A 25942-nucleotide genomic window follows, 5' to 3' on the forward strand; every position below is an offset into this window, starting at 1 on the left:
GCGAACGCGGGCCTACTCGGTGACCATCACAGGATCATTCGGGAAGGTACGCCTTCCGCGTTCCGCCCGGGGCTGATCCACAGGTCTTGAGCATTGCTCGTCCTACAGCGCCGAGGCCGACTGAGCAGCCTCACTGAGACGGGTATGTACGTCTGTTGGCGCAAGTCCCGAAGTCTCGAACGTGAGCAGCTGATGGCTGCATGCATTGCTCTATCACCGCAGGACAGCCACACCAAATCGCTCATTCTCCGGATGCTGATCCTGCTCGCCAGCATTTGTCCGCGCGGCTTCGCCGCGCGGTAGGCGAGAGGACGGAACGTCCGCTGCTTCTGCAGCGCTTACCCCGGAGACACGCGATGCGTAACCAGTCCAAGTCTGGCGTTGAGGCTGCGTTCCTGAATGTTCAGGACGCTGCGAAGTACATGGGCATCTCGGTGAACACCCTCTATGTCTGGCGGCACCGCCGGCAAGGGCCGCCCAGCTTCCGGATGGGGCCCGGCGGGAGGGTCATGTACCGCCGGGACCTCCTCGACGCGTGGCTCAGCGAGCAGCAGCAGGCGGACTCACGGTCGAATCCGGCTCTCAACCCGCTGAACAAAGCGCCGCAGCAGCGCGAACGACGTCCGGCTGATTGACCTGGGAGAACGGTTCCGAGGAGTTCAGTAGCACTCGGAATTTCATGCGCACGGAGATCGTCTGTGTGTCTGATCGCGACGCAAGTCGCGCCGAGGGAACCATGACCAGGCCGAGGAGAAGGCGCGAATGGCGGGTTACATCGAGGACCGGTGGCTCAAGAAGCGGCCGAACAAGGAAACGGGCAAGCGCGAGCGCACCACGCTGTGGGGCAAGTGCACGCGCTACCGCGTCAAGGGGATACCGGGGGTCCGTGACCGGTCCTTCGGTACGGTCGCGGATGCCAAGGCGTGGCTGGCCGAGACGCAGACCGACTCGCGTCGAGGGGACTTCGTCGACGCCCGCGATGGTGCGATCAGCCTTCGTGAGTACGTCGAGAAGCACTGGTGGCCATCCCAGGTGCATCCCGCCCAGACGCTGGAGAGCATGAGGCACCGGATCTGGGGGCAGGTGCTGCCGCAGCTCGGGGAGCTGGCGCTCAAGGACATCGGCGTCGCGGAGTTGCGCAAGTGGTCGGCCGATGTGCAGCGGGCGGTGGCTTCGAGCACTGCCTATGTCGCCTGGGTGTACCTCAAAGCGATCATGCAAGCCGCGGTCGAGGACAGGCGGCTGTACCGCAACCCGTGCAAGGGCAGCAGCTCGATCAAGCCGCCGAAGAAGCCGGAGCGCAAGGCTCGGGCCTGGCAACAGGATCGTGTGGACGCGGTACGGGAGGCGCTGGCCGACCGCTACCAGATCGCGCTCGACCTCGGGGTCGGGTGTGGACTCCGGCAGGGTGAGGTGTTCGGCTTCAGCCCCGGCGACATCCGCGGCGACTCCGTGCACGTAGAGCGGCAGATCCTCATGTACAAGTCGCAGCTGTACTTCGGCCCGCCCAAGGGTGGCAAGGAGCGCGACGCGCCCTTGCCGAAGGTGCTCGCGAAGCGGCTCCTCGCGCACCAGGAGCACTTCGAGCCGATCGACGTGACCCTGCCGTGGCTGGATCCCGAGGAGCCCGACCTCGCACGCGAGGACCGGCGTAAGGTGACCGTTCCGCTGCTGGTCTACACCGGGCGGCGCGGCGCGATCAACCGCACCACCTGGAACACCAAGGCGTGGAAGCCCGCGCTCGCGGGTGCGGGAGTCATCCCGCCGCTGCCCAAGCGGCAGCCGGGCGAGAAGCCGTCGCGCGTGTGGGAGCCGAGCCGCGAGCACGGCTTCCACGTCTTGCGCCATACGTACGCCTCGGTGATGCTCGAAGCCGGTGAGTCGATCGTCTCGCTCGCGAAGTGGATGGGGCACTCCGACCCAGCGTTCACGCTCCGGACGTACACGCACTTCATGCCGCAGGCCGGCGCCCGGGGACTGTCCGCCATCGAGGCGTGGTTTACGGACTCGGCCGAAAGTCCCTGAGAAGTCCCAGAGGGCTGGATCAGCCGCCGGATCCCCGCAAACATGCAGGTCAGAGCGTGATCGCTCCCTGAGTGGAACAGAACCCGGCGTACAGCCCGACTCGTCTGCCGCTCAATACGCCGCCCCGTGTGTACGTTGTCAACGTGCGCGGCTGCTTGATGGTGTGCTAGGGCCCGTGTACGGTGACCTGCATGGCAGACCACCCCGCCCCGTCAGCCGGCGGATCACTTGTCACCGGCTCCGAGATCGCCCGCCTCGCAGGCGTCACGCGGGCTGCCGTCTCCAACTGGAGGAGGCGGTACGAGGATTTCCCAGCCCCCGCGGGTGGCGGTACGAGCAGTCCCCTGTTCGACTTGACCGCAGTACAGGCATGGCTGGACAGGCAGCACAAGGGCCAAGACATCTCTGCCGAAGTGCAACTGTGGCAGGCCCTGCGAGCGGCCTACGGTGACGACATGATCGGTGGACTCACCGATGTCGCCCAACTGCTGGCCGACAGCGGAGGTCGGGCCCCCGATGCTCTGCCGACGGATGCCGTTCGGCTGGCGCTGCAGCTCAAAGACAGTGCCTCACCGGGTGACGTGGTGAGCGCGCTCACCGGACGCTTCACCGACTCCGTGCGCCGGGCCGGGTCTGACCAGGTCACGTCACCGCGCATCGTCCACGCGGTGCGGCATTTCGCCGGAGAGGTACCCGCTGCCGCGACCCTGTTCGACCCCGCGTGCGGTATCGGAACACTCCTGTTGACAGTGGGCCCGAAGAGCGGGGTGACTCGGCGCGGTCAGGAAGTCGATGCCCGCAGTGCTCGATTCACGCAGCTGAGAGCTGATCTCATGGGATTCCCAGGAGTCGACATCGGCTCCGGGGATTCTCTGCGCGACGATCACTGGCCGAACCTGAAAGCCGATCTCGTCGTCTGCGATCCCCCTGTCGGTTCCACCGACTGGGGGCGCGAGGAGCTGCTTCTCGACCCCCGGTGGGAGTTCGGCACGCCCTCGCGCGCCGAAGCAGAACTCGCCTGGCTGCAACACGCCTACGCGCACACCGCGCCAGGCGGCCGCGTCCTGATGGTCATGCCCGCCTCAGTCGCGTACCGCAAGGCCGGCCGTCGTATCCGGGCCGAGCTCGTGCGACGTGGCATCCTCACCCGCATCATCGCGCTCCCGGCCGGAAGCGCTGCCTCGCACGCGCTCCCCGTACACCTCTGGCACCTGCGTCGCCCTCGGTTCGGGGATGATGTCGGCGCCAAGGTGCGCATGGTCAACCTGACGGCGAACGATCCGGACAGCCCGCTGGAGCCGAGCCCCGATCAGATTGCGGATGTGCCTTTGGTCGACCTCCTGGACGACGCTGTGGATCTCACTCCCGGCCGTCATGTCCAGGAGTCTCGCCGCGACTACGCGACCGAGTACCGGGTCCTGCGGCAAGAACTGGCCGAGCAGTTGGAGCAGCTGGTTGCTCTTCTGCCGGCCCTGATGGCGAGCGCCGGTCCGAGTGCCTTGGACGGACCATCCGTCAGTGTCGCCGACCTCGCACGTGCCGGGCTCGTCGAATACGGCGATCCCGAGCCGATCTCGGTGAGCGATCAGCTCGACACCGACTACCTCCAGGGATTTCTGCGCAGCGCGGCGAACACCCGGCGGTCCACGAGTGCCAGCGGTACTTACCGGCTCGACGGCAAAGGTGCCCGCATCCCGCAGATGGACATCGCCGAGCAGCGCCGCTACGGGGCTGCGTTCCGTGCGCTACAGGAGTTCGAGGAACGGGTGCGACGGGTGGCTGAACTCAGTAGGGAAGCGACTGCACTTGCAAGGGACGGCCTCGGAAACGGGGCGCTCGCACCTGAAGGGTGACATCTGGGCAGCTTGCCGGACGGTGCGTCACTTCGTCTGAGGAACGAATGGACTGGCTACCCCGCTCCACGACACCGTCAACGCCTCTCGTGCCCGGGTGCAGGCCACGAACAGCAGACACCGCTCCCGGAGCAAGTCTGAGTCGTGCTGCAGTGCGTCCACCGATGCCGACGTCACTTCGCGGGCGAAGGGAAACGCGCTCGCGGATGCACCGAGCACCGCCACGCAGCGGAACTCCAGGCCTTTCATGGCGTGCATGGTGGCCAGTCGTACGCCGTCCGTGTCCGGCGCGGGATCGTCTCTGATCCGGGCTACCGGCACCCGGGCCGCGGCCAGCTTGTCGTATGCCTTGTCGAGGAGCACGTTGAAGCGAGCGCACACGCCGATCTCGGACGGTCGGATCCCTTGCGCGATCCACTCCTCGACGCGCTCGACAAGCGCCGCTGTCTCCGCCTGCTCCGAGGTGTATCCGTCCACGTGCGGTCTGCGGCCGTGCAGGAGGGATCGGTAACCGGCCAGGGTGTCGCTGCCCTCGCCGCCGAGGTCGTCGACCGACACCGGAGTGAGGATGCCGGTCGACCAGGCGAGGATCTCTTCCGTGCTGCGGTAGTTGATGCGCAGACGGTGCGTGCGCCCGACCACCGGGATGCCGAGTGAACCGAGTGAGACCTTGGTGTCGTAGATGCGCTGGTGCGGATCGCCGGTGATGAACAGGTCGTCGTTGCCGGCCGCCACCGCGCCGCGCAGGACGCGCCACTGCGCGGGGTGCAGATCCTGCGCCTCGTCGACGACGACGTGGTCGTGCGTGGGGGAGGAAGCGGCCAGCAGTTCTGCCGCTCGGGCGCACACCTTGAGGTGGGTGGTGGTCTTCTGCTCGCGCAGCATGGACTCGAACAACTCGACGGCCGGCCACAACTGCTCCCGCCTGGTGGGCGACAGTGCGCTGCCGCGACCGCGCCGTGAGGCCGCGCGGTAGTCGTTCAGGGTGCGCAGATTCTGGGCGAGGACGACATGGCGGTACTCCTGGGCCAGGAACTGCTCCGGCCACGGCAGGTCGAGCTTCTTGACGACCCGCTGCCACACCTGCCGCTCCTCCCGGTCGCTGATCGGGGAGGGCGCGCGGCCGTCGAGACGGGTCACAAGGCCGTGCGCGTAGGCGTTGACCGTCGTGACCTCGACACGGGTGAGCTGCGACTCGTCGTTCAGGAGAATGGAGAGGTTCTCCCGCAACGACGCGGCCAGGGCGTTGGTGAAGGTGGTGAGCAGGACGCGGGAGTCGGGGGAGCGCGTGAGCAGGTGCTTGACCCTGTGCAGCGCCGCGACCGTCTTGCCGGTCCCTGGGCCGCCGGTCACCTGAACCGGGCCGCCGTACGAAACCCGGTAGGCGGCTCGGCGTTGCGAGGGGTGCAGGAACACCCGCCAGGCCGCGAACGGCTTTTCCAGGATGTCGGCCAGTTCCTCAGGGCCTGTGACCAGAGTGATGCGGCTCGTGGTGTTGGCGATGACGACGGCCAGGCTCTCATCCGGGTCCGGCCCCGCGTCGACGGGCCGCCGGAGGGCGACGACGTCTCGGTACACCTCTTCGGGACTGAACCCCTCGGCCAGATACTGCAGTACCTCGCACTGGTCCTCCGGCAGCAGCGTCTCGAAGGCTCGCAGCTGCGCTTCGTCGACGATGGTCCGTACCGCCCGAAGTATCTGTTCATCGATGCCGAGTTCCCGCAGCACCGTGTCGGAGTACTTCACGAAGAGCAGCGAATCGGCGGCGGCCGCCGCCGATTCCAGTGCGGGAGTCAGTTGCTCGATCGCCGCGACGTTGCGGACCTCCAGCGCCCGCGTGGCCGAGTTCGTCGTGTACAGCCGCTTCGCGGCCCAGGTGTAGGCATCGTCGTGGGGGACGACGTTGACGAGCAGGAAGACATCACTGCCGTCATCCGGTGCGAGGACGACACCCCGCCAGAAGTCGTTGATGCGGATGGTCCGCATGCGTGGATCGCGGGCGTTCTCGACGGACTCCAGGTGCAGTCCCTTGTCCGCCTGCAGTTCGGGAACGGTGAGCTGCTGAAACTTCTGCATCGCCTTGCGTACGCCCGCTTTGACGGGCCTCTGAAGGACGTCGTAGCTCTCCCAGAAGCTGTTGGCGAACGCGAGCTGTGGCACGAGGCGCACTCCCCACCCTGAACGGACACTCCGCAGTCGATCATACGCGCGGAGTGTTCACCAGCAGTGCGGCCATCTTCTCCACGTCCGCGAGCAATCCGGAGGGTTGCTGATCGAGGTCGAGGGCGTGCTGGTGGATGACGATGCCCGCGTGCCGCACCGTGTGGGCGGCGTGTGGCGCGTTGCCCTTGGCGTACACGAGGTGGCCTTCGCGCAGGCCCAGGGCGGTGCAGTAGGCGAGCATCTGGTAGAGGTCGGCGTCCGGGAATCCGTCCCGCTTCTCGGCCTTGTACTTGGCGTCCACCACGGCACACGGGGCACCGCCGGGCTCGTACAGCACGAAATCGGGCTTCATGCGGATCGCGGCCGCCTCGTCGAGGTGATGCGGATCCTGCAGTCGCGCCGAGTGCCCGAGGGCACGGCAGGCCTCCCGAAGAGCCACCGTCACGAAGTCCTCGAACAGCTTGTTCATGTCGAACAGGAAACTGTCGACGTGCAGCCCGCCGGGCGCGTGTTCGACGGAGGCGTTCTCCAGCACCGTACGGGCGAGACGGAGGGCATGTTGGTAGCGCGAGTTGAGCCGGCTCGGCTGCCAGGCGGGCAACGGCCTGCCACGCACGATCACCGTGACATCGGCCAGGCGGGCACGCTGGTGGAGCAGCCCGCGACGCACATCGTGGGGGACGCCGGGCAGCCGCAGGAGGCGCTCGACGGCTGTACGCAGCAGGCGGTTCTCCGCGATGTCCGTGGTGAACTCGTCGTACTCCACCTCCACCGGCAGCGTCGCTCCGAACCGTCGCCGTATCTGCTCGGCCTCGCGGACGCGGCCCCGGACGACCAGGGACGTCTCCTCGGTCACCCGGTATCCCTGAAGGAGCCCCTGCCGCAGGGCCCGGTCGACCTGCCGTTCCACGGCGTGGGCGAGCGCGGGCAGCAGCTCACGGTGCCCGGTGACATCGACCTCGCCGTCCCGCCGTCCGCCCTTCGGGTCGAGGCTGTACCCGAGGAGGAAGAACAAACGGGCGATGGAAACCTTGGGAGTCACGCGTACCGTGATCGGCCCGCCGCCGTCCGGCACAGCGACCGCCACGGCACCGACCTTGCTGCCTGCTCGCAGAGACCAGTGCCCCGGTACGTACGGATCAGGAGCCGCCTCCACGATGTCCCCGGCCGCGAGTGCTCGTCCGACGGCGTCCGGCAGCGCGACACCGATAACCGATGTGTGCTCGCCGAGTTCGATGACCCGCGTCACCCCGACGACTCCCGAAGAGCCGCCAGACCGTACCGCTTCTCGATGTCCACGCCCTCCCCGTAGTGGTACTCCTCCAGCAGCGGAAGAATCTTGGTCCGCCACGTCCGTTCGAGACCGCCGTCCCGGTGGACACCCCGCTTCATCAGATACGAGGGTCCGACCCGGAAGTCGGCGTCGTCGATACGGGAGTTGAGCGCGTCGAGCAGGTCGGCCGGCTCGGTGTCGCGCCCCTCGCGCGTGAGCCAGCGGCGCAGGAGCCCGCTCGTCGGCTCGGTGCGCGGGGACAGCTCGACGAAGGCGAAGCGGCGGCGCATCGCCGCGTCGACGAGGGCGATCGACCGGTCGGCGGTGTTCATGGTGCCGATGACGAAGAGGTTGGGCGGCAGCGCGAAGTCGTCGCCGGAGTACGTCAGCCGGACGGACTTGTTGCGGTACTCCAGCAGGAAATACAGCTCTCCGAAGACCTTTGCCAGGTTCGCGCGGTTGATCTCGTCGATGATCAGGAAGTGCGGGATGTGCCGGTTGCCCTCGCGGGAGGCCAGATCGGCGAGTTCACGCAGGGGCCCCGCGGTGAGCCGGAAGGCGACCTCCCGGGTCTGCGGATCCTCCTGCGGCCGGAAACCCTCGAAGAAGTCCTCGTACGCGTACGAGGGATGGAACTGCACGAGCTTGACCTGCTCGGGCCCGCCGCCGAGAAACTCGGCGAGCTTGAGAGCGAGATAGGTCTTGCCGGTCCCGGGCGGCCCGTACAGCACCAACTGCCGTTCGTCCCAGAGCAGATCACGCACTTCGCGCAGCCAGTCGGTGTCGTGCACGAGCAGCTCGCCGGCCAACTCGTCCGTGGGCTCGGGCAGCTCCAGCTCCCGCCGTGCGGTGAGCGCGGGGATCTCCACGCTCGGGTCCCGATCGGCTGCCTCGGCCTCCTCGATCAGGTCCTCGTCGCTTATCCCCAGGCCCTCGATGAGATCCTTCACCGCGGTCAGGTCGACGACGTCATGTTGTGCGGAGAGCTTCTGCTGCAACGCCTCGGGCAGGTCCTCGTACGCGTGCCCGTCATCCGCCCAGTCCACCGGGCGGCGCAGATCCGACCTGCCGTCCTCGGAGGCGAGCTGCCCGGCATCTCCCGTGATCTTGCCGACGTACAGTCGACCGCCGGAGATGGTGCACATGGTGTCGCCTGGCCTCATCCGGGAGAGGAACATGTGCAGTTCCTCGACCAGCTGCACCTTCTGGTTGTACGTCGCGGTGGAGGCGTAGTCCTCCTCGACGGCGGTGCGCAACCGGTCCTTGCTGATGCCCTGCTCGACACCCTGGCGCAGGTGACGTGCGCGCAGGGTCACCAGCCGCTCAGGCAGCCACAGACGCGGAACGAGGTCGAGGCCGGAGACGTTGGAGCCACGCACCAGCCAGGCCCGGTTGGGCCCCCACCACACCTGGTCGAGGAAGTCGGAGAGCGGATGTCCGTCGGCGGTCTTCCATTCCAGCCATCCGTTGGCACTCCGCCCGACCAGGATCTCGGCTGCTGCCGACGGCGAATTGCACTCGACGTCCTCGACGAGCTCCATCCAGCCGGGCCATGTCTCCGACTCCACGAAGATGTCGTCCTCGATCAGCCGCTGCCTGAGCCGGTAGGACGATGGCATGCGGATGGGAAAGGACGGCACGACCTCCGGTCGTCCCGGCGACCCGGCCAGGACGACGAACTTCTGGCTGCCGTTCGTCCCCTTCTCGGTCAGCAGCCGGCCTCTCGCCTCGGGGCCGCCGCCCGGCAGCTTCAGCCGGAACTCCGGGTACGGAGTGCCGTCGTCGGTCATGGTCACCATGTCCCCCATTCCATGCACCGTGCGATTTCTCCAGAACGATAGGGGGCGCCGCTGACAACGGGCGCCCCGAGCGGGGCGTGCCGGGACGCAGTCCGTGTTATCCGGCGTCTTCCGCCGACGGGACAGAGGCCGGGTCCGGTCTGTCGCGCAGGGCGGCGAGCAGGGCGGTGACCTCCAGCAAGCGGGTGCGGATCTCCGCCGGGGCCGGGGGCAGCTCGTACGCGCGGTAGTGACATGCCGCGCTGAGCGCCGACCAAGTGGTGCGGCACCGGCGGGCGGTGTCGTGGCCCGCATACCACTCCAGGCACAGCATCCGGTGCCTGCCGATCCGTGTCATCGACGGAGTGATCCGCTGCCAGTAGGCGTCCAGAGCCTGGTCGAGCGCCATACGGAGCAGGACCGCGGCGGCACGGGCCCGCAGAGCGGGGCTCAGAGGAGTCGCAGCGCCGGGTGCGGGCAGCAGGAGGCGTCCGGCGGCGGTCACGAGGGTCTCGGGGGACACGTTCATCGGGCGCCCCCGGCGTTCTGCGCCCCGGTGCTGCTCCGGATCGCGGTCGCCAGCGCCTTGGTCCGGCGGACGAGATCCTTGCGGTCCTCGACGGTCGGCAGAGGGGTGTGGGCGCCCGAGTTGAAGACCTCGATCAGAGTCCAGCCCCCGGGACGGAGTCGCTCGACGGCCGCACGTGCGTGCTGCTGTTCGTCGCCGAGCAGCGCGAGGGACACGTACGACTTGGTGCGGTCAAGGGACTCCACACGCTTCTCGATCGCCCGCAGCCCGAGGCCCTGCTCGTCGCGGAGCCTGCGCCGCGCGGTCTCCAGACAGGCGGCTTCGACTGCCACCCTGCACATGGCGGGCAGCACGTGATCGGCCACGTCCTGCGGCAGATTGGGGTCCAGGGAGACGGCCCGCGCCTCCGCGAGAGCCTGTTCCACCGGGTCGGTGAGCGATTCCACGCCCACCACCGAGTCGGTCTGGCGGCTCACGCGAAGGACGGTCGCCTTGATGCCGAGGTGCGCGACGGCCTGCTGGAGCCGGGTGTCGTGGGTGAAGACGATCACCTGCCTGTCCCGGGCGCACGCGTCGAGGACCCGGGCCAGTCCCTCGACCTTCTCGGGATCCATGGACTGCACAGGGTCGTCGATGACGAGGAAGCCGAACGGGCTGTCGGCGTGCGTGGCGCGCGGCAGGAACAGGGAGAGCGCGAGGGAGTGCAGCTCGCCCTGGCTCATCACGCTGTAGGCGGGAGCGGACATGTCGTCCACGGAAACGTCGAGGACGACCCGGCCCCGGCCGGGTGTGCCGCCGAGGGTGACGGATCCGAGGGTGACGCTGCTGTGTTCGCACAGCCGCTGCCACACCTCCTGCGACCGCTGGGCGAAGGGCCGCAGCCGTTCGTCCCGCAGCTCGTCGATGATCGGCCGCAGCCAGGTCCGCGCCTTGCGGGCGTGCCTGCCCCGGTCGGCTGCGACCTCCTTCGCCTCCGCCGCGCCGAGCCACTCGGAGAGCCGTACGGCGAACGGCTGCCAGGCCCCGTCGTGCTCGGCGAGCTGCCGGGTGGCCTCCTCCCGCACCTGCCTGCACGCGTCGTCCAGTGCGGCAGCCGCACGCTCGACGCGGTCCGCCAGTTCCCTGGGATGGGTGATGTCCCGGCACAGGGCCCAGTCCTGCCACACGGTCGCGAGCGGGGAGGTTTCGCCCCGCAGCCACACCGGAACCGGCTGTACGAGGCCGTGTCCGGCCCTCACCGAGACCAGGACCTCCTGGCGGGCGGCCTCGGCCTCCGTGGCCGCCGCCTGGAGCTGCTCCACCTCCGCCCGCGCCTGCTCGGCCCATGTCCGGTCGAGCCGGTTCTCCGCTCCGCAGACCGGGCAGTCCGTGTTCCGGGAGCGCCGCTGGTGCTCGATCGCCGTCTCCAGCAGCCGGGCCATGCGGCGGGCCTCCTCGGCACCGCCGTGCCGGGCCTCCTCGGCACCCGCTGCGGCCTCCCGCAGCCGGGAGACAGCCCCGCCGACCTCTGCCAGATCCGGCCCGGCCAAAGTCGCGTGCCGCCGCAGTCGGGCCAGCTCGGCCTCGGCGGCCGGGGCACGGTTCGCCAGCAGGGCACGCACCCGGTCGAGGTCGGGCTTGGCCCCCGACAGCGCCTGCGTCGCCTCGCGGGCCCTGGGGTCGTCGAGCCCGCCCAGATCGTCGAGGAGCCGTGCGGTGAGCGCGTCCGCGTGATCGACCGTCTGCTTGCACGCACTGACGGCGTCCTTGACCCGGCCGTCGAGCTCTGCGAGCAGTTCGAGCCCGAGCAGCTTGAAGAAGGCGTCGTGCAGCCCGCCGAGCGTGCCGTTGATCATCGAACCGAGTTCGCTGTACGGCAGGAAGGGCCGGGCGAAGTCCAGCGCCTCGGCGTCGACGACCTCCTCCAGCTTCCGCTCCGCGCCGTCCGGTCCCTCGACCCTGGTGCGCGCGTCGTCGACCTTGAGCCCGTGCCAGGTCCGCCGCAAGGTGACGGCTTCTCCCTGCTCGCCGACGGACAGGACGACGGAGACCTCGGGGGTGACATCGGGACTGTGCAGGTTCCGCCAGCCCTTCTGCCAGTCGGTGGCCCGCTTCCCGTCCCACCGCGAGTTGCGTCCCGTCAGGGCGGTCTCGGCGGCTTCGGCGAAGCTCGACTTGCCGGAACCGTTGGGCCCCGCGACGACGACGAGGCCGGGCCCCGGCGGCAGTTCCAGGGTGGTCCGCAGCCCGATGCCGCGCCAGCCGGCCGCGGTGATGGACCGCAGCTGCACGGGTCCGGCCCGCCCTCCGCTGCTCCTGGACGACTCGTCGGGGACCAGCTCGCGCAGCAGGTCCTGTACCTGAGGTGCGAGGTCGGAGCGGTGGAGGCGGTCGAGGAGGAGGTCACGCAGGGGCGTGGCGGGCTGATCGCTCATGGTCGGATCCCGTTGTGCGGGCGCGGCGGATGGGGCCACGCGGGCTGCTGATGCACCTTGTTGGCACTATGAGCATGATGAGAGCACGTTAGCGATGTCAACAGACTTGCGGGATTTTGAGGATTCGAACATGTGTACACGAGGGGGAGGGGTAGTGCCGGGGAGCGGGACGCCAAGGTGACCGCATGCCACCCGCGCACCCGCTGATCATCGGAGACCGCGCCGCGCTGAGCTGGGTGATCACCGAGCAGCGGATGGCCTTCCCGGCGGGTCGGGCCAACGCGGCGCGCGTTGGGGGAGGGCGATGAGGTCCTCCTCTACACCACACGCGGTTGCTTCCGGAACCCGACTCGTGACTCGGGCGCGTCATCGGCCGGGCGACGATCGCCAGTGCCGTACGGGCTCTGGACGAGCCGGTCGTCTTCAACGAGCGCTCTGTCATGCGACGGGCGTCACTGACTCTGCCGTCGGCGGACGCCGAACTCGTGCGCAGGGAGTTGGACCCGCTGCTGCGTCCGTACGGCGAAACGCGCGAGGGGTACCGCTGGGAACCGGCGGCGGCCTGATCCGCAGCCCGGAGCACGGTCTTTCTCCGCGACGTGGCCCCCTCATCCGCTGGAGACCAGGCGTGTTCGGCCCATGTCCATGGGTTGATCCGGCCGTCGAGGTGGCGAGGTGCGAGGGCCTCCCAACGGCCCGGGTGCGAACACGGTGGTGCCCCCCCACCAGGAATCGAGGCAGGTGGGCTGCCTCAGTGACGCACGTGGCGGCGATGCCCAGGGCAGCGACCGCCGCGGACACACCGAAGACGATGTCCGGGCCCGGGCCCTTGCCGAAGAGGTTGATCAATGCCACCTCGGCGATGGCGACTTGGCCCAGCGCGGCGGCTCCCAGCCATCCCGCGCACGGCCCGCGGGGTATCGCGCGGAGCTCACCCAGTCCGAGGAGCGTGGCTGAGCCCACCAAGCGACCACAGAAGGATGGGCGCCACGCGCCGAGGGAGTCAGCAAGGGCCTTGTCGTCGGGTCTGCGGCCGATCTACTGCCTCGGTGCCCGCAGGTTGATCGGCGTCCGGTCGCGCAACCCGTCGAGGACCGTGTGGTCGATGGCGGGCCTGGCCCTGGGCGATGCCGCGGTGAGGGTGATCGTGCCCCGGTCGCTCAGCGCCGTCTGCCACTCACTGGGACGAGGCCGGGTTCCGCGCTCGCCCGCGGCCTGGGCGAAGAGCTTTCCCGCCGCGGCGAGCTGACGCTCGTTGAGGCAGCCGGCGACGGGCCGCAGCTGCTGGTCCGGTCTGGCGTACGGATCCTGCGCGAGGATGCGCCCCGCGGTGAGGGCGGTCTTGTAGGCGTCCGTGTCGACGCTCGCCTCGGTGGACGGGGCGAGCGGATCGTTCCAGTCGGGAGTGGCGGCCTGGGCCTGAACAGCGTCTCGCCCCACCCGGCGGAAGCCGTCACAGTCCAGGAAGTGGACGGCGGGTTCGGGTTTGAGGCACCACAGGACATTGGCCTGCGAGATGTCACCGATCACCAGACTGGCGTCGTGGAACCAGCCGATGGCCTCGACGCAGGCCAGGGCGAGAGTCCTGCGCTGGTCGGGCGTCGGCTGCGACACCTCCTGCCAGGCCACTTTCGGAGGCCTGATCAGGTACTGCAACTCCAGGAGTTTCGTCGTCCCGGTCGCGGTGCGCCACGTCATGGAGGACGGGGCCCGCCGCATGAGGAAACCGAGCGTCCGGCCCCCGTCGACCACCCGGCACAGCGGCCAAGCGGCCAGCGCGTCGAAGCGGCCCTGATCGGCCTGGCCGAGCCCCTGCCGGAACGAGACCAGGTCCGCGAGAGCATGGCCGTTGACCTTGGACGGGTCCTTGTACTCCTTGTAGAGCAGTGATCCATCACCGATGGCGTGCACCTCGCCCTGGCCACCGCTGCCGACCCGGTTCCCCAGCGTGAGCGACGAGCGGGCGACGTCGGCACCGTCCTGCGCGCTCATCCCTGCTCCTCCCACACGCAGATGACGGTCCGGTCGTCGTCGTAGGACTTGGCCCGGGTCTGCGCCTGCCACAGGAAGTCGGACATGGAGGGGACCTCGGGCCCTCCCCAGGCATCGGCGAGGCGCCGCGCGAACTCCGGGTCCTTCTGGGTGAGGGGGTTGGTGATGCCGTCGGTGCCCAGCAGAAGAACCTCGCCGGGCGCGGTACGCAGGACCGTGACCTTGACACTGCGATAGGCGTGCGGGAGAGCCTCGGTGCGGGTGTCGAGGAGATCCTCGCCTCCCTCCGGATCCCCCTGCTCCCAGCGGCCCTCACGCAGGACGAACAGGCCGCCGTCGCCCACGCTGAACAGCACACGGTCACGGATGCGCGCGTCGGTGGGGATCAGGAGGACGTGCAGCGTGGTGGCGTAGTCCTGGTCGGCATAGGGCCGGGGCTGGTGCTGGGCGGCTCGTGCCCACCCGGAGCGCAGTTCGGCGGCCGCGCCGGCGACGGCCTTGGTCGCCAGGACGCGCAGCTCTTCCCCATCGCCGGCGCACAGGGCCGCGTGGATGTTCTCGGCCTCCCGGTCCAGGTAGACGGCGGTGAGGCGCGAGAACTGGTAGGAGCCCACATGTGAGTACAGGGCGGAGCCCACCCCGTCGGCGACGGCCAGCAGGAGCAGCTCCGCCTCCGGTGGGCCGATCCGCGTCACCGCCATGGCGTCCTGGCGGCAACTGCCCTCCCAGTTGTGGGAGTCGCCCCGCACGGAGGCGGCACGCACGGTCAGCCTCCCGATCTGGGCCCCGTCCAGCAGGACTACGGGGGAGAAGGGTGCGAAAAGGTCCGAGTCCCGCACGGAGGGGCGTCCCAGTGGATGAGGCGGATAGCTGGGCGGGCGATTGCCGACGTGCGCCGGCACTCCTCGCAGGGGTTCCGTCTCGGTTTCCGTCTCCGTCTCCGTGAACGGCACGGCAACCTCATGTGCCTGGAGGGCCGTCGGTGCCGTTGGCACTGCGGCCTCGGGCACCCGGGGAAGGATCTCGGGTGCCATGACGCCGTACGGCAAGCCCGCGATGTGCGCGTCGAGGCCGTCGGAATCAGCGGTTCCGCCCGTGCGGCGGGGGTCATGACCCGGATCGCCGTACACGCCGTGGGATGCGTCGTGGTTCACCGCGCCGCTCACAGCTTGTCGAGGGAGAGGCTGGTGAAACCGGGCACCTGCTCGTCGACCTGCAGCTGGAACCCGTCCCCACCCTGTGCGGACATACTGGTCGCCGAACTCACGATGGACCGGGTGAGACTGGAGGCGAACTCCCGGAGCGCAACGGCCGGGGTGATGGACGCGTCCTGCTGGATGAACGCCTTGAAGTTGGCCACCTCCGTGATGATGGCGGCGTCGGCGGCGCTGATCCCGAAGGCAATGATCTTCGGGGCGTAGCGGAACGCCTCCAGCTCCTTGAGCGCCGTACGCCAGCCGTTGTCCGTCGGGTTGCCGTCGGACAGGAAGAAGACCACGGGCCGGTAGACGTCGTGGCCGTCCGCCTTCAGTGCCGCGACATCCTTCTCGATGGTGTCCTTGAGCAGCGTGAAGGCGGCTCCGAAGGAGGTCACGCCGCCAGCCGAGAGAGAAGGCAGCTGCGTCAGCTCGCTCAGGTCCGCGAGCGGCTGCAGCACGGAGGCCTGGGTGGAGAACCCGATCAGCGCGAAGCGGGTCTTGTCCGCGACGCTCGGATTGGTGCTGATCTCGTGGTGCAGGTCGGGAAGGGCCGAGTTGATGGCGTCGACCCCGGTTCCCGCCATGGAACCGGACTCGTCGCACACCATGTAGAAGGGCAGGATCTGCATGGACTCTCCTGAGCGTAGGCGTGGGTGACGGCGCAGCCGTCAACGGGTGGGGAACGTCAACGGGTGTAGAAGTAGATCTCCAGGTCGGCCGCGCCCGCGGTACCGCCGTTCCAGAAGTCCCGCGTCGTCGCGTCGGTGAACATGTCCGGTCGCGCCTTGCGCAGAGCCTTGTTGATCTCGCGCGCGTACGCCTGACCGTCACTGGGCTCGACGGCGTGGCCGAAGGTCATCACGAAGGCGGCGGCCCGCCCCTCGTAGCGGGCGGTGGCCGACCGGAGTTGCTTCACCATCCGTGTCCTGTCCCCGACCGCAGCCGTCACGTGGACTTTCACCGGCTTGCGCTCCACCGACCGGGGGCCCTGCGGAGTCGGACTCGGTGTGGGCGACGACTCGGCGTCGCCCGACGAGGCGGACGGAGAAGGACGGGTGGCGGCCTGTGCGGCCAGCGGATCGCCCCGGTCGCCCATGGACACGAGGGCGAGCACGAGCAGCATGTCGGCGAAGAGCCATCCGGCGAGATGCAGCGGGGTGAAGCGGAACCCTCTTCTCACCGGGCTCACCGTGCGGATCCGATTCCGGCCCGCAGCTCCCTCGCCTGCCGCAGCTCGTCCTCGGCCCGCTTCTGGGCGGCCTCGGCCCCGGCCCGCGCCGCCTCTGCCTCGCTCCGCGCCGCCTCGGTTTCGGCGCGGGCCGTCTCGGTCTCGCGCAGCGCCCGTACCAGGGCGTCGGTGACGCCGGTGAAGCGGTCAGCTGCTTCGTGAAGGGCCTGGCTGCGGGCCTCGATGCCGAGCAGGGCCTCGCGGGAGACCTCCGCGGCCTCACCGGTGCGCTCGGCCACCGCGCCGAGGTCGTTGAGCAGTCGGCCGTTGACATCCGCGACCACCTCGACGCCGGTGGTGAACCCGCGCTGCGACGCCGCCAGTACGGTCAGGGAGTCCTCGACCTGCTGCGCCGCGTCCGACAATGCCTGGTGGACGCTGCTGCCGTTGGCGCCGACCGCCGCCTCCAGCCGATCCGCGGTCCGGGCGAGGAGATCGCGCATACCGTCCCCGGCCACCCGCACTTCCTCCAGCGCCTTGTCGAGCACGCCGGTCTGTCCGCTGACGGCGTCGGCCAGTCGCCGGCCGGCCTGCGTCACCGGGTCGTCCAGGCCCTGTACGGCGGTCTGGATGGCCGTGCCGCTGTCCCGCACGGTCTCCTCCATGCGCAGCACGACCTGCTCGATCGGCCGCACATAGGACTCCGCCTGGGCGAGGCGCTGCTCCGCCTTGTCCATGGCCTCGCCCACCACCTGGGCGGCCCGGGTGAGTTCTTCCTGTGTGGCGATGGCCTTGGTCTGCATGCGCTGAAGTCGGCCCGCCGCCGAATTGAGCTCCGCGGCGAAGCGTTGCGGGGATGCGAATCGATGGGCGTTCAGTGCGAGTTGGGCCCGGGTGAGGACCGGCGCCAGGCGGGCGAGGGTCGCTCGGGTGCGTACGCGCGCTTGCTCCTCGTCGCGTTCGGCAGCGGTGCGCCGGTAGCCGTGGACGGCGGTGAGGACGAAGAGCATCGCGAGGCTCAGGCAACCGAAGACAGCGACGTGCCCGAACCGGAAGGCCTCACCCAGGTGCCCGTCGAACCCGGACTGCCACAGCTGGAGGAAGGGCCGACCGGCGGCCTTGGGATCGTCTCCCGTGAGCGCCCCGTACGCGCTGGACGCCTGCCACAGGCCGAACCAGGTGAAGAGCAGGGGCAGGAAGACCAAGGCTCCCAGGATCCAGTCCAGTGCCGAGTTGAACCGTGCGCCTCGGCTGTCGACCACCGGCTCGGCGATGCTCTCGGGCCGGGCGAAGTGTGTCATCAGGTCCAGGTCGGCCCATGCGTCGAGGGCCTGCGTGTCGGTTGAGCCGAGCGCCTGTGCCAGTGCGCGCAGTTCCTCGGCGCGCGGTGCGAGCGCAGGGTCCTGCGCCATGTCTTCGAGGTGACGTGCCGTCACCCCTTGATCCAGTTGTGTCCCCGCGAACATTCCCACCCCTGCCCGGTGCACGCCGGGACGTACTCGCCGATCAAGCGCGGCACGGTCGGGCTCGGCCCAGTGGCGCTTGCCCCCCGCAGCGCAGAACGAACTGGTGGAGACTTTTACATCTTCTTCACCAGGCGCGCCATACTAGACGACGATCGCATCAGCGGATGGGTTGTCACGAAGCGGTATCAAGCGATGTGCTGAACCTGGGGGCTTCCTTGAGTGGTGACGGTAGACGACGCGGTGTCATCCACCTGGGCGGTGGCGCGCCTCCCGCCGAGACCGAGAGGCACACACCCCGAGAGACGGCGAGGTCGCCGCGTCCGGTTGCGATGGAACTCACGCGCCGGACGCCACGTGCCGAGATCGCTGGCCGGGGAGTCCTCCAGGTGAACCTCAACTGGTCGGTCACCTCCGAGGCCGACCTCGATCTGGGCTGCCTGGTTCTCACCCGCGACGGCATCGGAGCCGCCGTGCAGCCCCTCGGGGAGACGTTCGGCGATCTGGACGCCTGGCCCTACGTCAGCATCGACCAGGACGACCGGACCGGCGAGACCTCGGACGGGGAGACGCTGCGGATCAGCCTGGAGCATCGGCGCCAGTTCACCAAGCTCCTCGTCTATGTGTACATCTACGAGGGAGCAGTCGACTTCCGGACACTGGGCGGCGTCGTCACCATCAGCGCGCCGAGCGGCACTTGGCGGATCCACCTCGACGACTCCCCGGCCGGGGCCACGTCGTGCGCCATCGCGCTGCTGACCCCAGGACGTGACACCCTCGACCTGCGGCGCGAGGTGCGCTGGTTCACGGCCGATGCCTGGTCGTCGAACCAGGAACTCATCGACCGTGCCTACGGATTCGGCTTCGAGTGGGTGCCCGGGTCCAAGCCTTCTCTGTAGCGGGCCGCCCCGGAAGGCAGTCTCTTCGGCTTCCGCTTTGCGCTGGTCCGGCTGGCGGGCAGGGGCCGTGCCGCCGTGTGCCATGCTGGGCGGTTTCCGGAAGGGGAGGGTGAGATGACCGAGAAGGCGCTGACGCACAAGCAGTCGCTCGCCGCGGTGATCCAGGCGTTGGCCGGCACCTGGGACACCGAACGCGCTGTCCTGGCCTTGCGCGTCGCCGGGTACGAACCGCCGAGCAGCGAAGCAGCTGGCAAGGAGGCCCGCCGCATCCTGCGGGAACTGGCCGATGAGGGCCTCATCGTGAGGCCGGACCCCGGCCAGGCGGTGTATCGGCCGGCGTAGTCCTCTCCGGGGTTTCGGTGTTGCCCAGTCACGGGATGACGGGCTCCTGGAAGCCGTTCGCGGTGATGTGGGCGATGGCTGACGGATGACTGGTCAGCCACTCGCCGCACACCCGCCAGCGAGGGGAGGTGCCGTCTCTGAACTCGGGGCGTACCTCCGCGACGAGCTTGTGCTGGCACTCGTCCCGCGACGCCATCGAGCAGATCACATCGCCCTGTTGCTCAACCGCGGGTACGTACGGGTGGATCGACCGGATCGGAGAGCGCATCTCCCGCGCTGCTGCATGCGACATGGCGCGGAGAGTAACAACGTGGCTGCGCCTGGGTGAACAGGCCCGTGAGCGCCCGGGGCGGCCGACGGCTGGGAAGACACGAAGACGCCACCTGGGGCGAGATGTTCGCCACGCAGGTGACCGTCATGGCGCCGAGCGAACTCGACATGTACTTACGGGCGTTCGCCTGGCTCGCAGAACTGGCCGTGTACGGGGCCGATGCGCAGGCTCTGGTCGTGAAGGCCATCGACGCCCTCAGCTGACCCCGGGCAGCACGCGGCCCGCATAGTCACGCTCTGGGTCCGCAGCGCGTGTGTAGCGGCATGGGGCCATCCGGCGACAGCCAAGAGCCCACGCTCCGCATTCCCGGTCACGCCGTGGTGAGTACATGTCTCAAATTGCCTTGATTGGCACGCGTGTTCGATGGGAGTGTGGAGTTCCCAGGGCGGCCTGAGCCCCTTGGGGCTGTCGTCATCCTTTGCTGCGCGCCAGATGAGCCTCCGTGCCGACTGTTCTGCGGGGCGTGGTGGTGTGCAGCCTCATCAGGCAAACGGGGACTATGAAGTGACGTTTCGTCGAACCTTTTCCATCACTGCGGCGACCGGTGTCCTGGTAGCTGCTTCTGCTCTGCCGGTGGCGTCACCGGCCGCGGCCACACCGCCAAGCGGAGAAATGCACACCAGTGTCCTGCCGGTAGGGACGCGACTTCCCTCGCTGTCCGATCTTCAGCGGGCGGGAGGTAAAGACCTGCTCGTCAAGGAGCGTGAAGCGTTCACCGGTTCCGTGCATGCTCCCGAGGTCGTCGGTCCGGCGTCCACATACGGGCGCGTCAGCAGCCAGCGCTCCGCGGTGGCGGACCCGCCGGTGACCTATCCCGAGCCCGCCCGCACGATGACGCCCCAGGAGTGCATCAAGGGCTTGGGCACGGACAAGAAGTTCTTCTTCAAGTCGCGCTTCGCTTCCTGCTCCGGTGCGGTGTTCTTCACCGTGTGGTCGCAGAACGGCCGGCCCGTAGGCGAGACTCAGTTCGTCTATCTATCGGTCGGCACGATAGCGAAGGACAGCCGCGACGTACGTGTGACTCAGTACTTCACCAAGATGCAGAAGACTGGTGTGTTGCCCACATCGGCCATGATGATCAAGCCGTCGGTGAAAATACCCAAGGTGTGGCCGAGCACCGCGAAGGTCACCCAGACCGGCGCGGTGCCTGGGGCGCGGAGCTTCGATGTCATCGCCGCTCAGCAGCCCGCGGGATTCACTCGTGTCCTGAAGGCCGCCGCAGGACAGGGATCCAAGCCTGCTGACGCTGTCGCCTCCGTCTTCGAAGCGTCTGCTGTGATCACTCCGCCTCCCGGCTACACGGCAAGAGGGGAGCTGAGCGGGACGCTGTTCTTCCTACCGCCGCGGTGGGACAAGGCTTCGTATCTCCCCAAGAAAGCCCAGGGCGGAGCAGTTTTCACCTATCTCGTCCCGCTGGTCTACAGCACCAAGGCAGGCTCTCCGGAGAAGGCAGTCGCCAACCACATCAAGACCGCGTTCACCAAGCCGGGCAGCACCAAGCCGGCCAACGCCGGCAAGAAGGTCCCAGGGGCGAGCCCGCAGTCGCCGCTGCGTCGGCTCTACCACGACAACGCACGCCGCAAGAAGAATCGATCCACCGCGGTGAGCGCGTGCAAGAAGGCGTTCGGCAACGACTACGCCAAGGGCGGGAAGGAGTGCGACGAGTACCCCTTCGCGACCACCTACGAGGGCTGCGCTCAGAAGACGTACGAGCCCTCCGCCCCGAAGAACAACTTCTCCGTCCTGCCGCTGGCGAAGAAGGACAACGGCAACGCCGGCAATCTTCTCGGACAGTTCATGACCCTCAATCGCATTCTCGACGGCGACGACGACGGCTTCTACGTCACCATCAAATAGCGGAGTGAATGGCAGGTAGCCCTGGGGGGCGCACGCCCCCAGGGCCCGACTCTCATGCCCGCTGGGGCCAAAACTGCACGAGGTAGCGCTCGACGCCCTCGGCGATCCCTTCCTCCTCGATGACGCGAGCCACCTCATCTCGGCCGGAGCAGTAGACCCGCACGTGCCAGTCCCGGTCGGAAGCCCCCAGTTCGATCACATCCTCGATCGGGCCGTACGCCACCGCCCACACCTCCATGGTGCCCGTCGCGGACCGCACGGTGGTGTCAGCTCTCAGGTCCCACACGCGACTGCTGTCCAAGGGCGGTTCACCGTCCCACACCTGAGCGGTCATCGTCGCCGTGTGAGTATGACCAGCACTCTCGATATCGACCCGCCCAGGGTGGGCAGTTACGAACACGCCCTCGTCCATGACGCGGCCACCTGGATACGCGACCTGAGCGGACTCCGCATCCTGTAGGCACATCCCGTAGAAATCCACCTCGGGTTCGAGTTCCTGCTCCCGTACCATCCGGGGCTCAGACATGGCACTCCTACTCCTCGATCGCCGCCTCCACGCTAACCCGGGTAAGAGCGGGCCTCGAACGGGCGTCCGTTGCGGTGCGTCGGCTTTGCCCTGCGGGCTGCTGGACCCGGGGTCGCACTCGCGGAAGGAGCCGATTGGTGGACCATCGCGTTGCCCCGGTTGGCCATGGAGTATGTCGACCGCGACCGTGACGCGCTATCAGGTGCGGGCCTGGACGATGAGCGTGCCGATGTGTCCGGCTTCCGGGGCCTCCACCACCGTCGCCTCGGCGGACGTGAAACCGGCCCGGAGCAGGTGCCGCTCCCACACCCCGGGCCGGTAGCTGTACCGGTACGTGAACATGGCCTTCCCCGCGAACCCGCCCTTGTACATGCCCTGCGGCCCGTAGGCGCCCGGGATGGCCGGCGGCTGGGAGAACACGAAGACGCCACCCGGTACGAGGTGCTCGCGGACGAGGGGGAAGAGGCGGGACGGGTCGGTGAACCACGCCGCGCCGAAGACGGAGTACACGGCGTCGTAACGGCTCTCGTCGGCGGCGAGCCAGTCGAGGATCTCCCCCCGCTCGATCCGCACTCCGAGTGGCGCCCACTTCTCGCCCGCGAGCGCCACCATGCGCGGCGACAGGTCCACCCCGGTGGCCTTGACGCCTTGTCCCGCGAGGTGGGCGAGGGCGCGGCCGGTGCCGCATCCGATCTCCAACACGGTCTGCGGGCTGCCGAGGAGTTCGGGACCCGGGCCGTGGCCGGCGTACTGGGTCCAGCAGAACGACGGTTCGGCGTCGTCCTTGAACGCGGACTCCGCGTAGGCGTCCCACAGTTCGGTCTCGGCGACGATGTCGTGCGGTACGGGCACAGCTGTTCCTCCGGTCGTCGGGATGCGGGAGCCCCCGCCCTCGGGGAGCCGTGAGGGCGGGGGCGACTGTAGCCGGGTCAGTGGCTGTCGGGGACCTTGTCGTCGCACGGTGAGCAGTCCGTGCCGTCCATGGCCCACAGCTCCTCGTCGATGGCCCAGCCCTGGGAGCGCAGGAAGTCGCCGGTACGCAGGCACAGGCCGTCGCGGCGGCGTTCGATGAACGGGGCGTGATGCTTGAACCGGCCACCGTTGTAGAGGCGGCAGATGCCCCACCAGACGGGTGTGTCGAGGATGAGCTGGTGGACGCCGATGTCGACGAGCTTGCCCACGCCCATGTGGACGCCGGGGTTCTCGATGGAGCCCATGACGTACATGACGGCGTTGCCGAGGATCCGTTCGGCCATGTCGCGGACCATGGTGTGGTCGCGCAGGAGCAGGGAGACCTCGCGGTCCCACAGGCTCATTCCGGAGTCGAACACATTGACGGTCAGCTCGGTGATGTGCGGAGCGACCGCGTTCAGGAGATCCTTCGGGTCCCGCGTGAGCGTCCTGGCGGGCGATTCGAGTGTGACGGTCATTGACCTGCCCTTCTGGGGTGTCGTCGCCGTGCTGTGTGGTGCAACCCGCCTCGGCTGCCGGACCTGTCCAGGGTTGGGGGCCGGGGCGGGAGTTCAGGCGTGTCACGAAGCTGGGAAGATCACCGGCCACCGAGGTTCTCGTAGTGGTCGCACAGGGCGACCACGGAGCGGGCCACCTTCATCGATACGGACATGCGCGCGGGGCTGCCGCCGTCGGCACCCAGCCGGAGCCGCATGCTTGCTTCACGCGCACCGGCCAGAGCGCACTCACGCGGGATGTCCCCTTTCGGGAACCCGGCGGCCAAGCCTTGGACTACGGGGACGAGTAGTTCGATCTGGCCGCGCATGGCGATCACCAGCGTCTCCAGGTCCTTGGGGCTGACGGGCTTCGCGTCGGAGGCGAGGATCCGGTCGGCGGTGGAGCGCATCGTCGCGAGGTCCGGCGGGTCGTCGCGGTCTGCCGCGGCGGGTTGGTGGGCGATGTGCTTCGGCACGTCGACTCCTTCACAGTCGGCCATGCCCGGGGGCCGTCACCAGGCCGCCGGATTCCGTCGTCTGCCTCGACCGTAGGAGTTCCTCCACGGACCAGGCCACGAAGTTGCACCGAATTACATGACAGTTCGAAGGTGCTGTTCACAAGCGACACGTGCTCTTGACCCTGCTCCACACGCGCACGATGGTGGTGTAAATCGCTGCAACCGACCAGTGCGGGAGACCAGCACCATGAACATCAGGTTCGTCGGGATCGACCCCGAGACAGACGAGGACGGATGCCCCACAGTCTGGGTGGACACCGGCACGGACGATCTGCTGATCCAGAGCTACCAGGCCGACGACGAGACGACCGCGACCTGCGACGCGTTGTCCCCGGCGAGGGCACCGATCCCGTCCGGCGAGACCGTCATCAGGATCCCGGCCCGTATGATCCCGATCATCAGGAAGGCGTGCGATGAGCTCGATCCCGGAGTTCGCTGAACTCCTCGCCGACACCATGCAGTCGGCCGCCCATCTGGAGATGAGGGACGCCTACTTCACCAATCCCCGCTTCGAAGCCTGGCAGGACGGCCGGCGGGTGGACTGGGACGACCGCGATTCCTGGTGGCGCCCCTACCACCAGAACATCGCGGACGCTGTCGCCCGCGGCGTGCGTGTACGGCGCGTCAGGATCGTGTCCGAGCCGGTCACCGACTACATCGCCTGGGAGCACTACCAGACCCGCGCCAACGTGGAAGCCGGCGAGGAGGTGCGCTGGCTCCCCCGGCACCGCGCGTGGGATCTGCTCGTCCCGGGCGCGGACCTGTGGATCTTCGACGGGCGGCTGATGCGCGTCCACCATTTCTCCGGCGACGGCGAATGGGTCGGCAAGGAACTCTGCGACGAGCACGGCACGGTCTCCCGACACGCGACCGCATACGAACGGATCTGGGAACGGGCCACCCCCCACGACCAGTACGAGGTCAAGGTCAAGTAACCGTCCATGTCCACGTTCCCCACGCCCAGCGTGCAGGAAGCACGCGCGGCTCTCGCGGCCCGGCTGCGGGAGCTGCGCCTGGACGCGGGCATCACCGGCAAGGAACTCGCCCGTCTCGCGGGCTGGTCCGTCGCCAAGTCGTCGAGGATCGAGAACGCTGTCACCGCGCCGGCCGACGCCGACATCCGCGTCTGGTGTGCGGCCTGCGGCGCGCACGACCAGGCGGACGACCTCATCGCGGCCAACCGGCAAGCCGACTCCATGTACGTGCAGTGGAAACGGCTCCAGCGGACCGGCATGAAGCAGTTGGCGGAGACCTCGGCCAAGCTGTACGAGCGCACCCGCCAGGTCCGCGTGTACGCCTCCCACGTCGTGCCCGGCTACCTGCAGACACCCGGTTACGCAACGGCGCTGATGCGCACGATCGCGGACTTCCGCGGCACCCCGGACGACGTGGCCGCCGCGGTCGAGGTCCGCATGCGCCGCGCACGCGTCATCCACGAGGGAGACCACCGCTTCGCGACGCTGGTCGAGGAGAACGTCCTCCATCACCGGATCGGCGATCAGGACGTGATGGCCGGCCAGCTCGGCAACCTGCTGGCCGCGATGTCCCTGCCGTCCATGTCCCTCGGCATCATCCCGGCCACAGCCGCGCGGGAGACGGTCATGTGGCCGCTGGAGCAGTTCACGGTGTTCGACGACTCGCGGATCCATGTGGAGTTGCTCGCCGCGAAGGTGACCGTGACGGCGCCGAGTGAACTCGACATGTACTTGCGGGCGTTCGCCCGGCTTACGGAACTGGCCGTGTACGGGGCTGATGCGCGGGCCCTGATCGTGAAGGCCATCGACGCCCTGAGCTGACCCCGGGCAGCACGCGGCCCCCAGAACCATGCTCTGGGGGCCGCGGCCGTACCGGGCGCGATCGCGCGGCGTGCCTCGCGGGTAGGCGCCGTTCACGAGTCGTCTACGGGCCGTCTCGGGTGCCGCTACCGCCCGCGTGGACCGTGGCCGGTCCGGCAGCGCGGGCAGCGGCACGGGGGCCATCCGAGGGACACCGGCGGCGGCGTGGCCGCACCGGGGGCGTACGCGGTCGGCTGCGCCATGCCGACCTGGTGCCCGTCTCCGTCGAGGCGGTAGACGCTCAGGGTCAGGCGCGAAGCGCCCGGCTCGGGGGGCGTTCCGGCGTTCACCGCTCATCCCTCGGCGTGCATGTGGGGGAGGGGCACGGG

27 protein-coding genes are annotated in these 25942 nt (G+C 68.7%); 12 read left to right on the forward strand and 15 right to left on the reverse strand.

The window, feature by feature from the left end:
- Positions 1 to 356 precede the first annotated feature (356 nt).
- The 3 genes from HW837_RS37155 to HW837_RS37165 all read left to right on the forward strand — a co-directional run bounded on the left by HW837_RS37155 (position 357) and on the right by HW837_RS37165 (position 3878).
- The gene (locus HW837_RS37155) at positions 357 to 635 is read left to right on the forward strand and encodes a helix-turn-helix domain-containing protein (protein WP_193382665.1); all 279 of its coding nucleotides are present in this window, start codon (positions 357 to 359) and stop codon (positions 633 to 635) included.
- Between the two features lie 127 nt (positions 636 to 762).
- Entirely contained in the window at positions 763 to 2025 is a 1263-nt protein-coding gene (locus HW837_RS37160) for a tyrosine-type recombinase/integrase (protein ID WP_193382664.1), read from the forward strand.
- A gap of 191 nt (positions 2026 to 2216) precedes the next feature.
- Positions 2217 to 3878 carry an N-6 DNA methylase gene (locus tag HW837_RS37165; protein ID WP_193380000.1) on the forward strand — a complete coding sequence of 554 codons (1662 nt, stop codon included), beginning with the start codon at positions 2217 to 2219 and terminating at the stop codon, positions 3876 to 3878.
- A 27-nt stretch (positions 3879 to 3905) separates the two neighbouring features.
- Here the strand turns inward: HW837_RS37165 and HW837_RS37170 are convergent, their stop codons facing one another.
- The 5 genes from HW837_RS37170 to HW837_RS37190 form a co-directional block, all read right to left on the reverse strand.
- Entirely contained in the window at positions 3906 to 6038 is a 2133-nt protein-coding gene (locus tag HW837_RS37170; RefSeq protein ID WP_045558070.1) for a UvrD-helicase domain-containing protein, read from the reverse strand.
- Between the two features lie 40 nt (positions 6039 to 6078).
- Complete coding sequence (locus tag HW837_RS37175; RefSeq protein ID WP_045558009.1) at positions 6079 to 7290, reverse strand: McrC family protein; 1212 nt, start codon at positions 7288 to 7290, stop codon at positions 6079 to 6081.
- A complete protein-coding gene (locus HW837_RS37180; RefSeq protein WP_390623614.1) occupies positions 7287 to 9113 on the reverse strand; it encodes a DUF4357 domain-containing protein in 1827 nt (608 codons plus the stop codon). Before HW837_RS37180 ends, HW837_RS37175 begins: the two co-directional genes overlap by 4 nt.
- Before the next feature lie 97 nt (positions 9114 to 9210).
- Positions 9211 to 9621: a hypothetical protein gene (locus tag HW837_RS37185; RefSeq protein WP_045558010.1), complete on the reverse strand. Its 411-nt coding sequence runs from the start codon at positions 9619 to 9621 to the stop codon at positions 9211 to 9213.
- Positions 9618 to 12035 (reverse strand): AAA family ATPase, encoded by a 2418-nt coding sequence (locus HW837_RS37190; protein ID WP_193379999.1) that lies wholly within the window; start codon positions 12033 to 12035, stop codon positions 9618 to 9620. The genes HW837_RS37185 and HW837_RS37190 overlap by 4 nt, the downstream gene beginning before the upstream one ends.
- Positions 12036 to 12220: 185 nt before the next feature.
- Here HW837_RS37190 and HW837_RS49745 point away from each other — a divergent pair, with 185 nt between their 5' ends.
- Both HW837_RS49745 and HW837_RS49750 read left to right on the forward strand, forming a co-directional pair.
- On the forward strand, positions 12221 to 12343 hold the full coding sequence (locus HW837_RS49745; protein WP_267887673.1) for a hypothetical protein: 123 nt from the start codon (positions 12221 to 12223) through the stop codon (positions 12341 to 12343).
- A 132-nt stretch (positions 12344 to 12475) separates the two neighbouring features.
- Entirely contained in the window at positions 12476 to 12601 is a 126-nt protein-coding gene (locus HW837_RS49750; RefSeq protein ID WP_267887674.1) for a hypothetical protein, read from the forward strand.
- A gap of 472 nt (positions 12602 to 13073) precedes the next feature.
- Here the strand turns inward: HW837_RS49750 and HW837_RS37200 are convergent, their stop codons facing one another.
- From HW837_RS37200 to HW837_RS37220, 5 genes are all read right to left on the reverse strand, one after another.
- Entirely contained in the window at positions 13074 to 14027 is a 954-nt protein-coding gene (locus HW837_RS37200) for a hypothetical protein (RefSeq protein WP_193379998.1), read from the reverse strand.
- Positions 14024 to 14791, reverse strand: coding sequence for a protein phosphatase 2C domain-containing protein (locus HW837_RS49110; RefSeq protein ID WP_234442535.1), 768 nt, complete (start codon positions 14789 to 14791; stop codon positions 14024 to 14026). The genes HW837_RS37200 and HW837_RS49110 overlap by 4 nt, the downstream gene beginning before the upstream one ends.
- 398 nt (positions 14792 to 15189) lie before the next feature.
- Complete coding sequence (locus tag HW837_RS37210) at positions 15190 to 15855, reverse strand: vWA domain-containing protein (RefSeq protein ID WP_045558015.1); 666 nt, start codon at positions 15853 to 15855, stop codon at positions 15190 to 15192.
- A gap of 56 nt (positions 15856 to 15911) precedes the next feature.
- The gene (locus HW837_RS37215) at positions 15912 to 16415 is read right to left on the reverse strand and encodes a hypothetical protein (RefSeq protein WP_045558016.1); all 504 of its coding nucleotides are present in this window, start codon (positions 16413 to 16415) and stop codon (positions 15912 to 15914) included.
- A complete protein-coding gene (locus tag HW837_RS37220; RefSeq protein WP_052682875.1) occupies positions 16412 to 17806 on the reverse strand; it encodes a hypothetical protein in 1395 nt (464 codons plus the stop codon). The genes HW837_RS37215 and HW837_RS37220 overlap by 4 nt, the downstream gene beginning before the upstream one ends.
- 440 nt (positions 17807 to 18246) lie before the next feature.
- Here HW837_RS37220 and HW837_RS37225 point away from each other — a divergent pair, with 440 nt between their 5' ends.
- Together HW837_RS37225 and HW837_RS37230 are read left to right on the forward strand one after the other, a co-directional pair.
- Positions 18247 to 18756 carry a tellurium resistance protein gene (locus HW837_RS37225; protein ID WP_078853453.1) on the forward strand — a complete coding sequence of 170 codons (510 nt, stop codon included), beginning with the start codon at positions 18247 to 18249 and terminating at the stop codon, positions 18754 to 18756.
- 114 nt (positions 18757 to 18870) lie between these two features.
- Entirely contained in the window at positions 18871 to 19098 is a 228-nt protein-coding gene (locus HW837_RS37230; RefSeq protein ID WP_045558018.1) for a hypothetical protein, read from the forward strand.
- Between the two features lie 28 nt (positions 19099 to 19126).
- Here HW837_RS37230 and HW837_RS37235 read toward each other — a convergent pair whose 3' ends face one another.
- Entirely contained in the window at positions 19127 to 19390 is a 264-nt protein-coding gene (locus HW837_RS37235; protein WP_159040887.1) for a hypothetical protein, read from the reverse strand.
- 44 nt (positions 19391 to 19434) lie between these two features.
- Between HW837_RS37235 and HW837_RS37240 the strand changes: the two genes are divergently transcribed.
- Both HW837_RS37240 and HW837_RS49115 read left to right on the forward strand, forming a co-directional pair.
- A complete protein-coding gene (locus HW837_RS37240) occupies positions 19435 to 19632 on the forward strand; it encodes a hypothetical protein (RefSeq protein WP_193379997.1) in 198 nt (65 codons plus the stop codon).
- A 409-nt stretch (positions 19633 to 20041) separates the two neighbouring features.
- Positions 20042 to 21286, forward strand: a complete 1245-nt coding sequence (locus tag HW837_RS49115) for a NucA/NucB deoxyribonuclease domain-containing protein (RefSeq protein WP_234442537.1) — start codon at positions 20042 to 20044, stop codon at positions 21284 to 21286.
- Between the two features lie 52 nt (positions 21287 to 21338).
- Here HW837_RS49115 and HW837_RS37250 read toward each other — a convergent pair whose 3' ends face one another.
- The 4 genes from HW837_RS37250 to HW837_RS37265 all read right to left on the reverse strand — a co-directional run bounded on the left by HW837_RS37250 (position 21339) and on the right by HW837_RS37265 (position 23736).
- Complete coding sequence (locus tag HW837_RS37250; RefSeq protein ID WP_193379996.1) at positions 21339 to 21620, reverse strand: hypothetical protein; 282 nt, start codon at positions 21618 to 21620, stop codon at positions 21339 to 21341.
- Positions 21621 to 22010: 390 nt separating this feature from the next.
- The gene (locus HW837_RS37255) at positions 22011 to 22664 is read right to left on the reverse strand and encodes a class I SAM-dependent methyltransferase (RefSeq protein WP_045558021.1); all 654 of its coding nucleotides are present in this window, start codon (positions 22662 to 22664) and stop codon (positions 22011 to 22013) included.
- Between the two features lie 77 nt (positions 22665 to 22741).
- Complete coding sequence (locus HW837_RS37260) at positions 22742 to 23242, reverse strand: glycine-rich domain-containing protein (RefSeq protein ID WP_193379995.1); 501 nt, start codon at positions 23240 to 23242, stop codon at positions 22742 to 22744.
- 119 nt (positions 23243 to 23361) lie between these two features.
- A complete protein-coding gene (locus HW837_RS37265) occupies positions 23362 to 23736 on the reverse strand; it encodes a DUF6415 family natural product biosynthesis protein (RefSeq protein ID WP_045558075.1) in 375 nt (124 codons plus the stop codon).
- A gap of 229 nt (positions 23737 to 23965) precedes the next feature.
- On the opposite strand from HW837_RS37265, the gene HW837_RS37270 reads away from it, so the two are divergent.
- Genes HW837_RS37270 through HW837_RS37280 form a run of 3 tightly spaced genes read left to right on the forward strand, consistent with a single transcriptional unit; the run spans position 23966 to position 25574 of the window.
- Positions 23966 to 24217: a hypothetical protein gene (locus tag HW837_RS37270; protein WP_193379994.1), complete on the forward strand. Its 252-nt coding sequence runs from the start codon at positions 23966 to 23968 to the stop codon at positions 24215 to 24217.
- Positions 24192 to 24713 carry a DUF6879 family protein gene (locus HW837_RS37275; RefSeq protein ID WP_193379993.1) on the forward strand — a complete coding sequence of 174 codons (522 nt, stop codon included), beginning with the start codon at positions 24192 to 24194 and terminating at the stop codon, positions 24711 to 24713. The genes HW837_RS37270 and HW837_RS37275 overlap by 26 nt, the downstream gene beginning before the upstream one ends.
- A gap of 6 nt (positions 24714 to 24719) precedes the next feature.
- Positions 24720 to 25574 (forward strand): DUF5753 domain-containing protein, encoded by an 855-nt coding sequence (locus tag HW837_RS37280; RefSeq protein WP_193379992.1) that lies wholly within the window; start codon positions 24720 to 24722, stop codon positions 25572 to 25574.
- The last annotated feature ends 368 nt before the right edge of the window (positions 25575 to 25942 follow it).

The organism is Streptomyces caniscabiei, from assembly GCF_014930365.1.
Classification (GTDB): domain Bacteria; phylum Actinomycetota; class Actinomycetes; order Streptomycetales; family Streptomycetaceae; genus Streptomyces; species Streptomyces caniscabiei.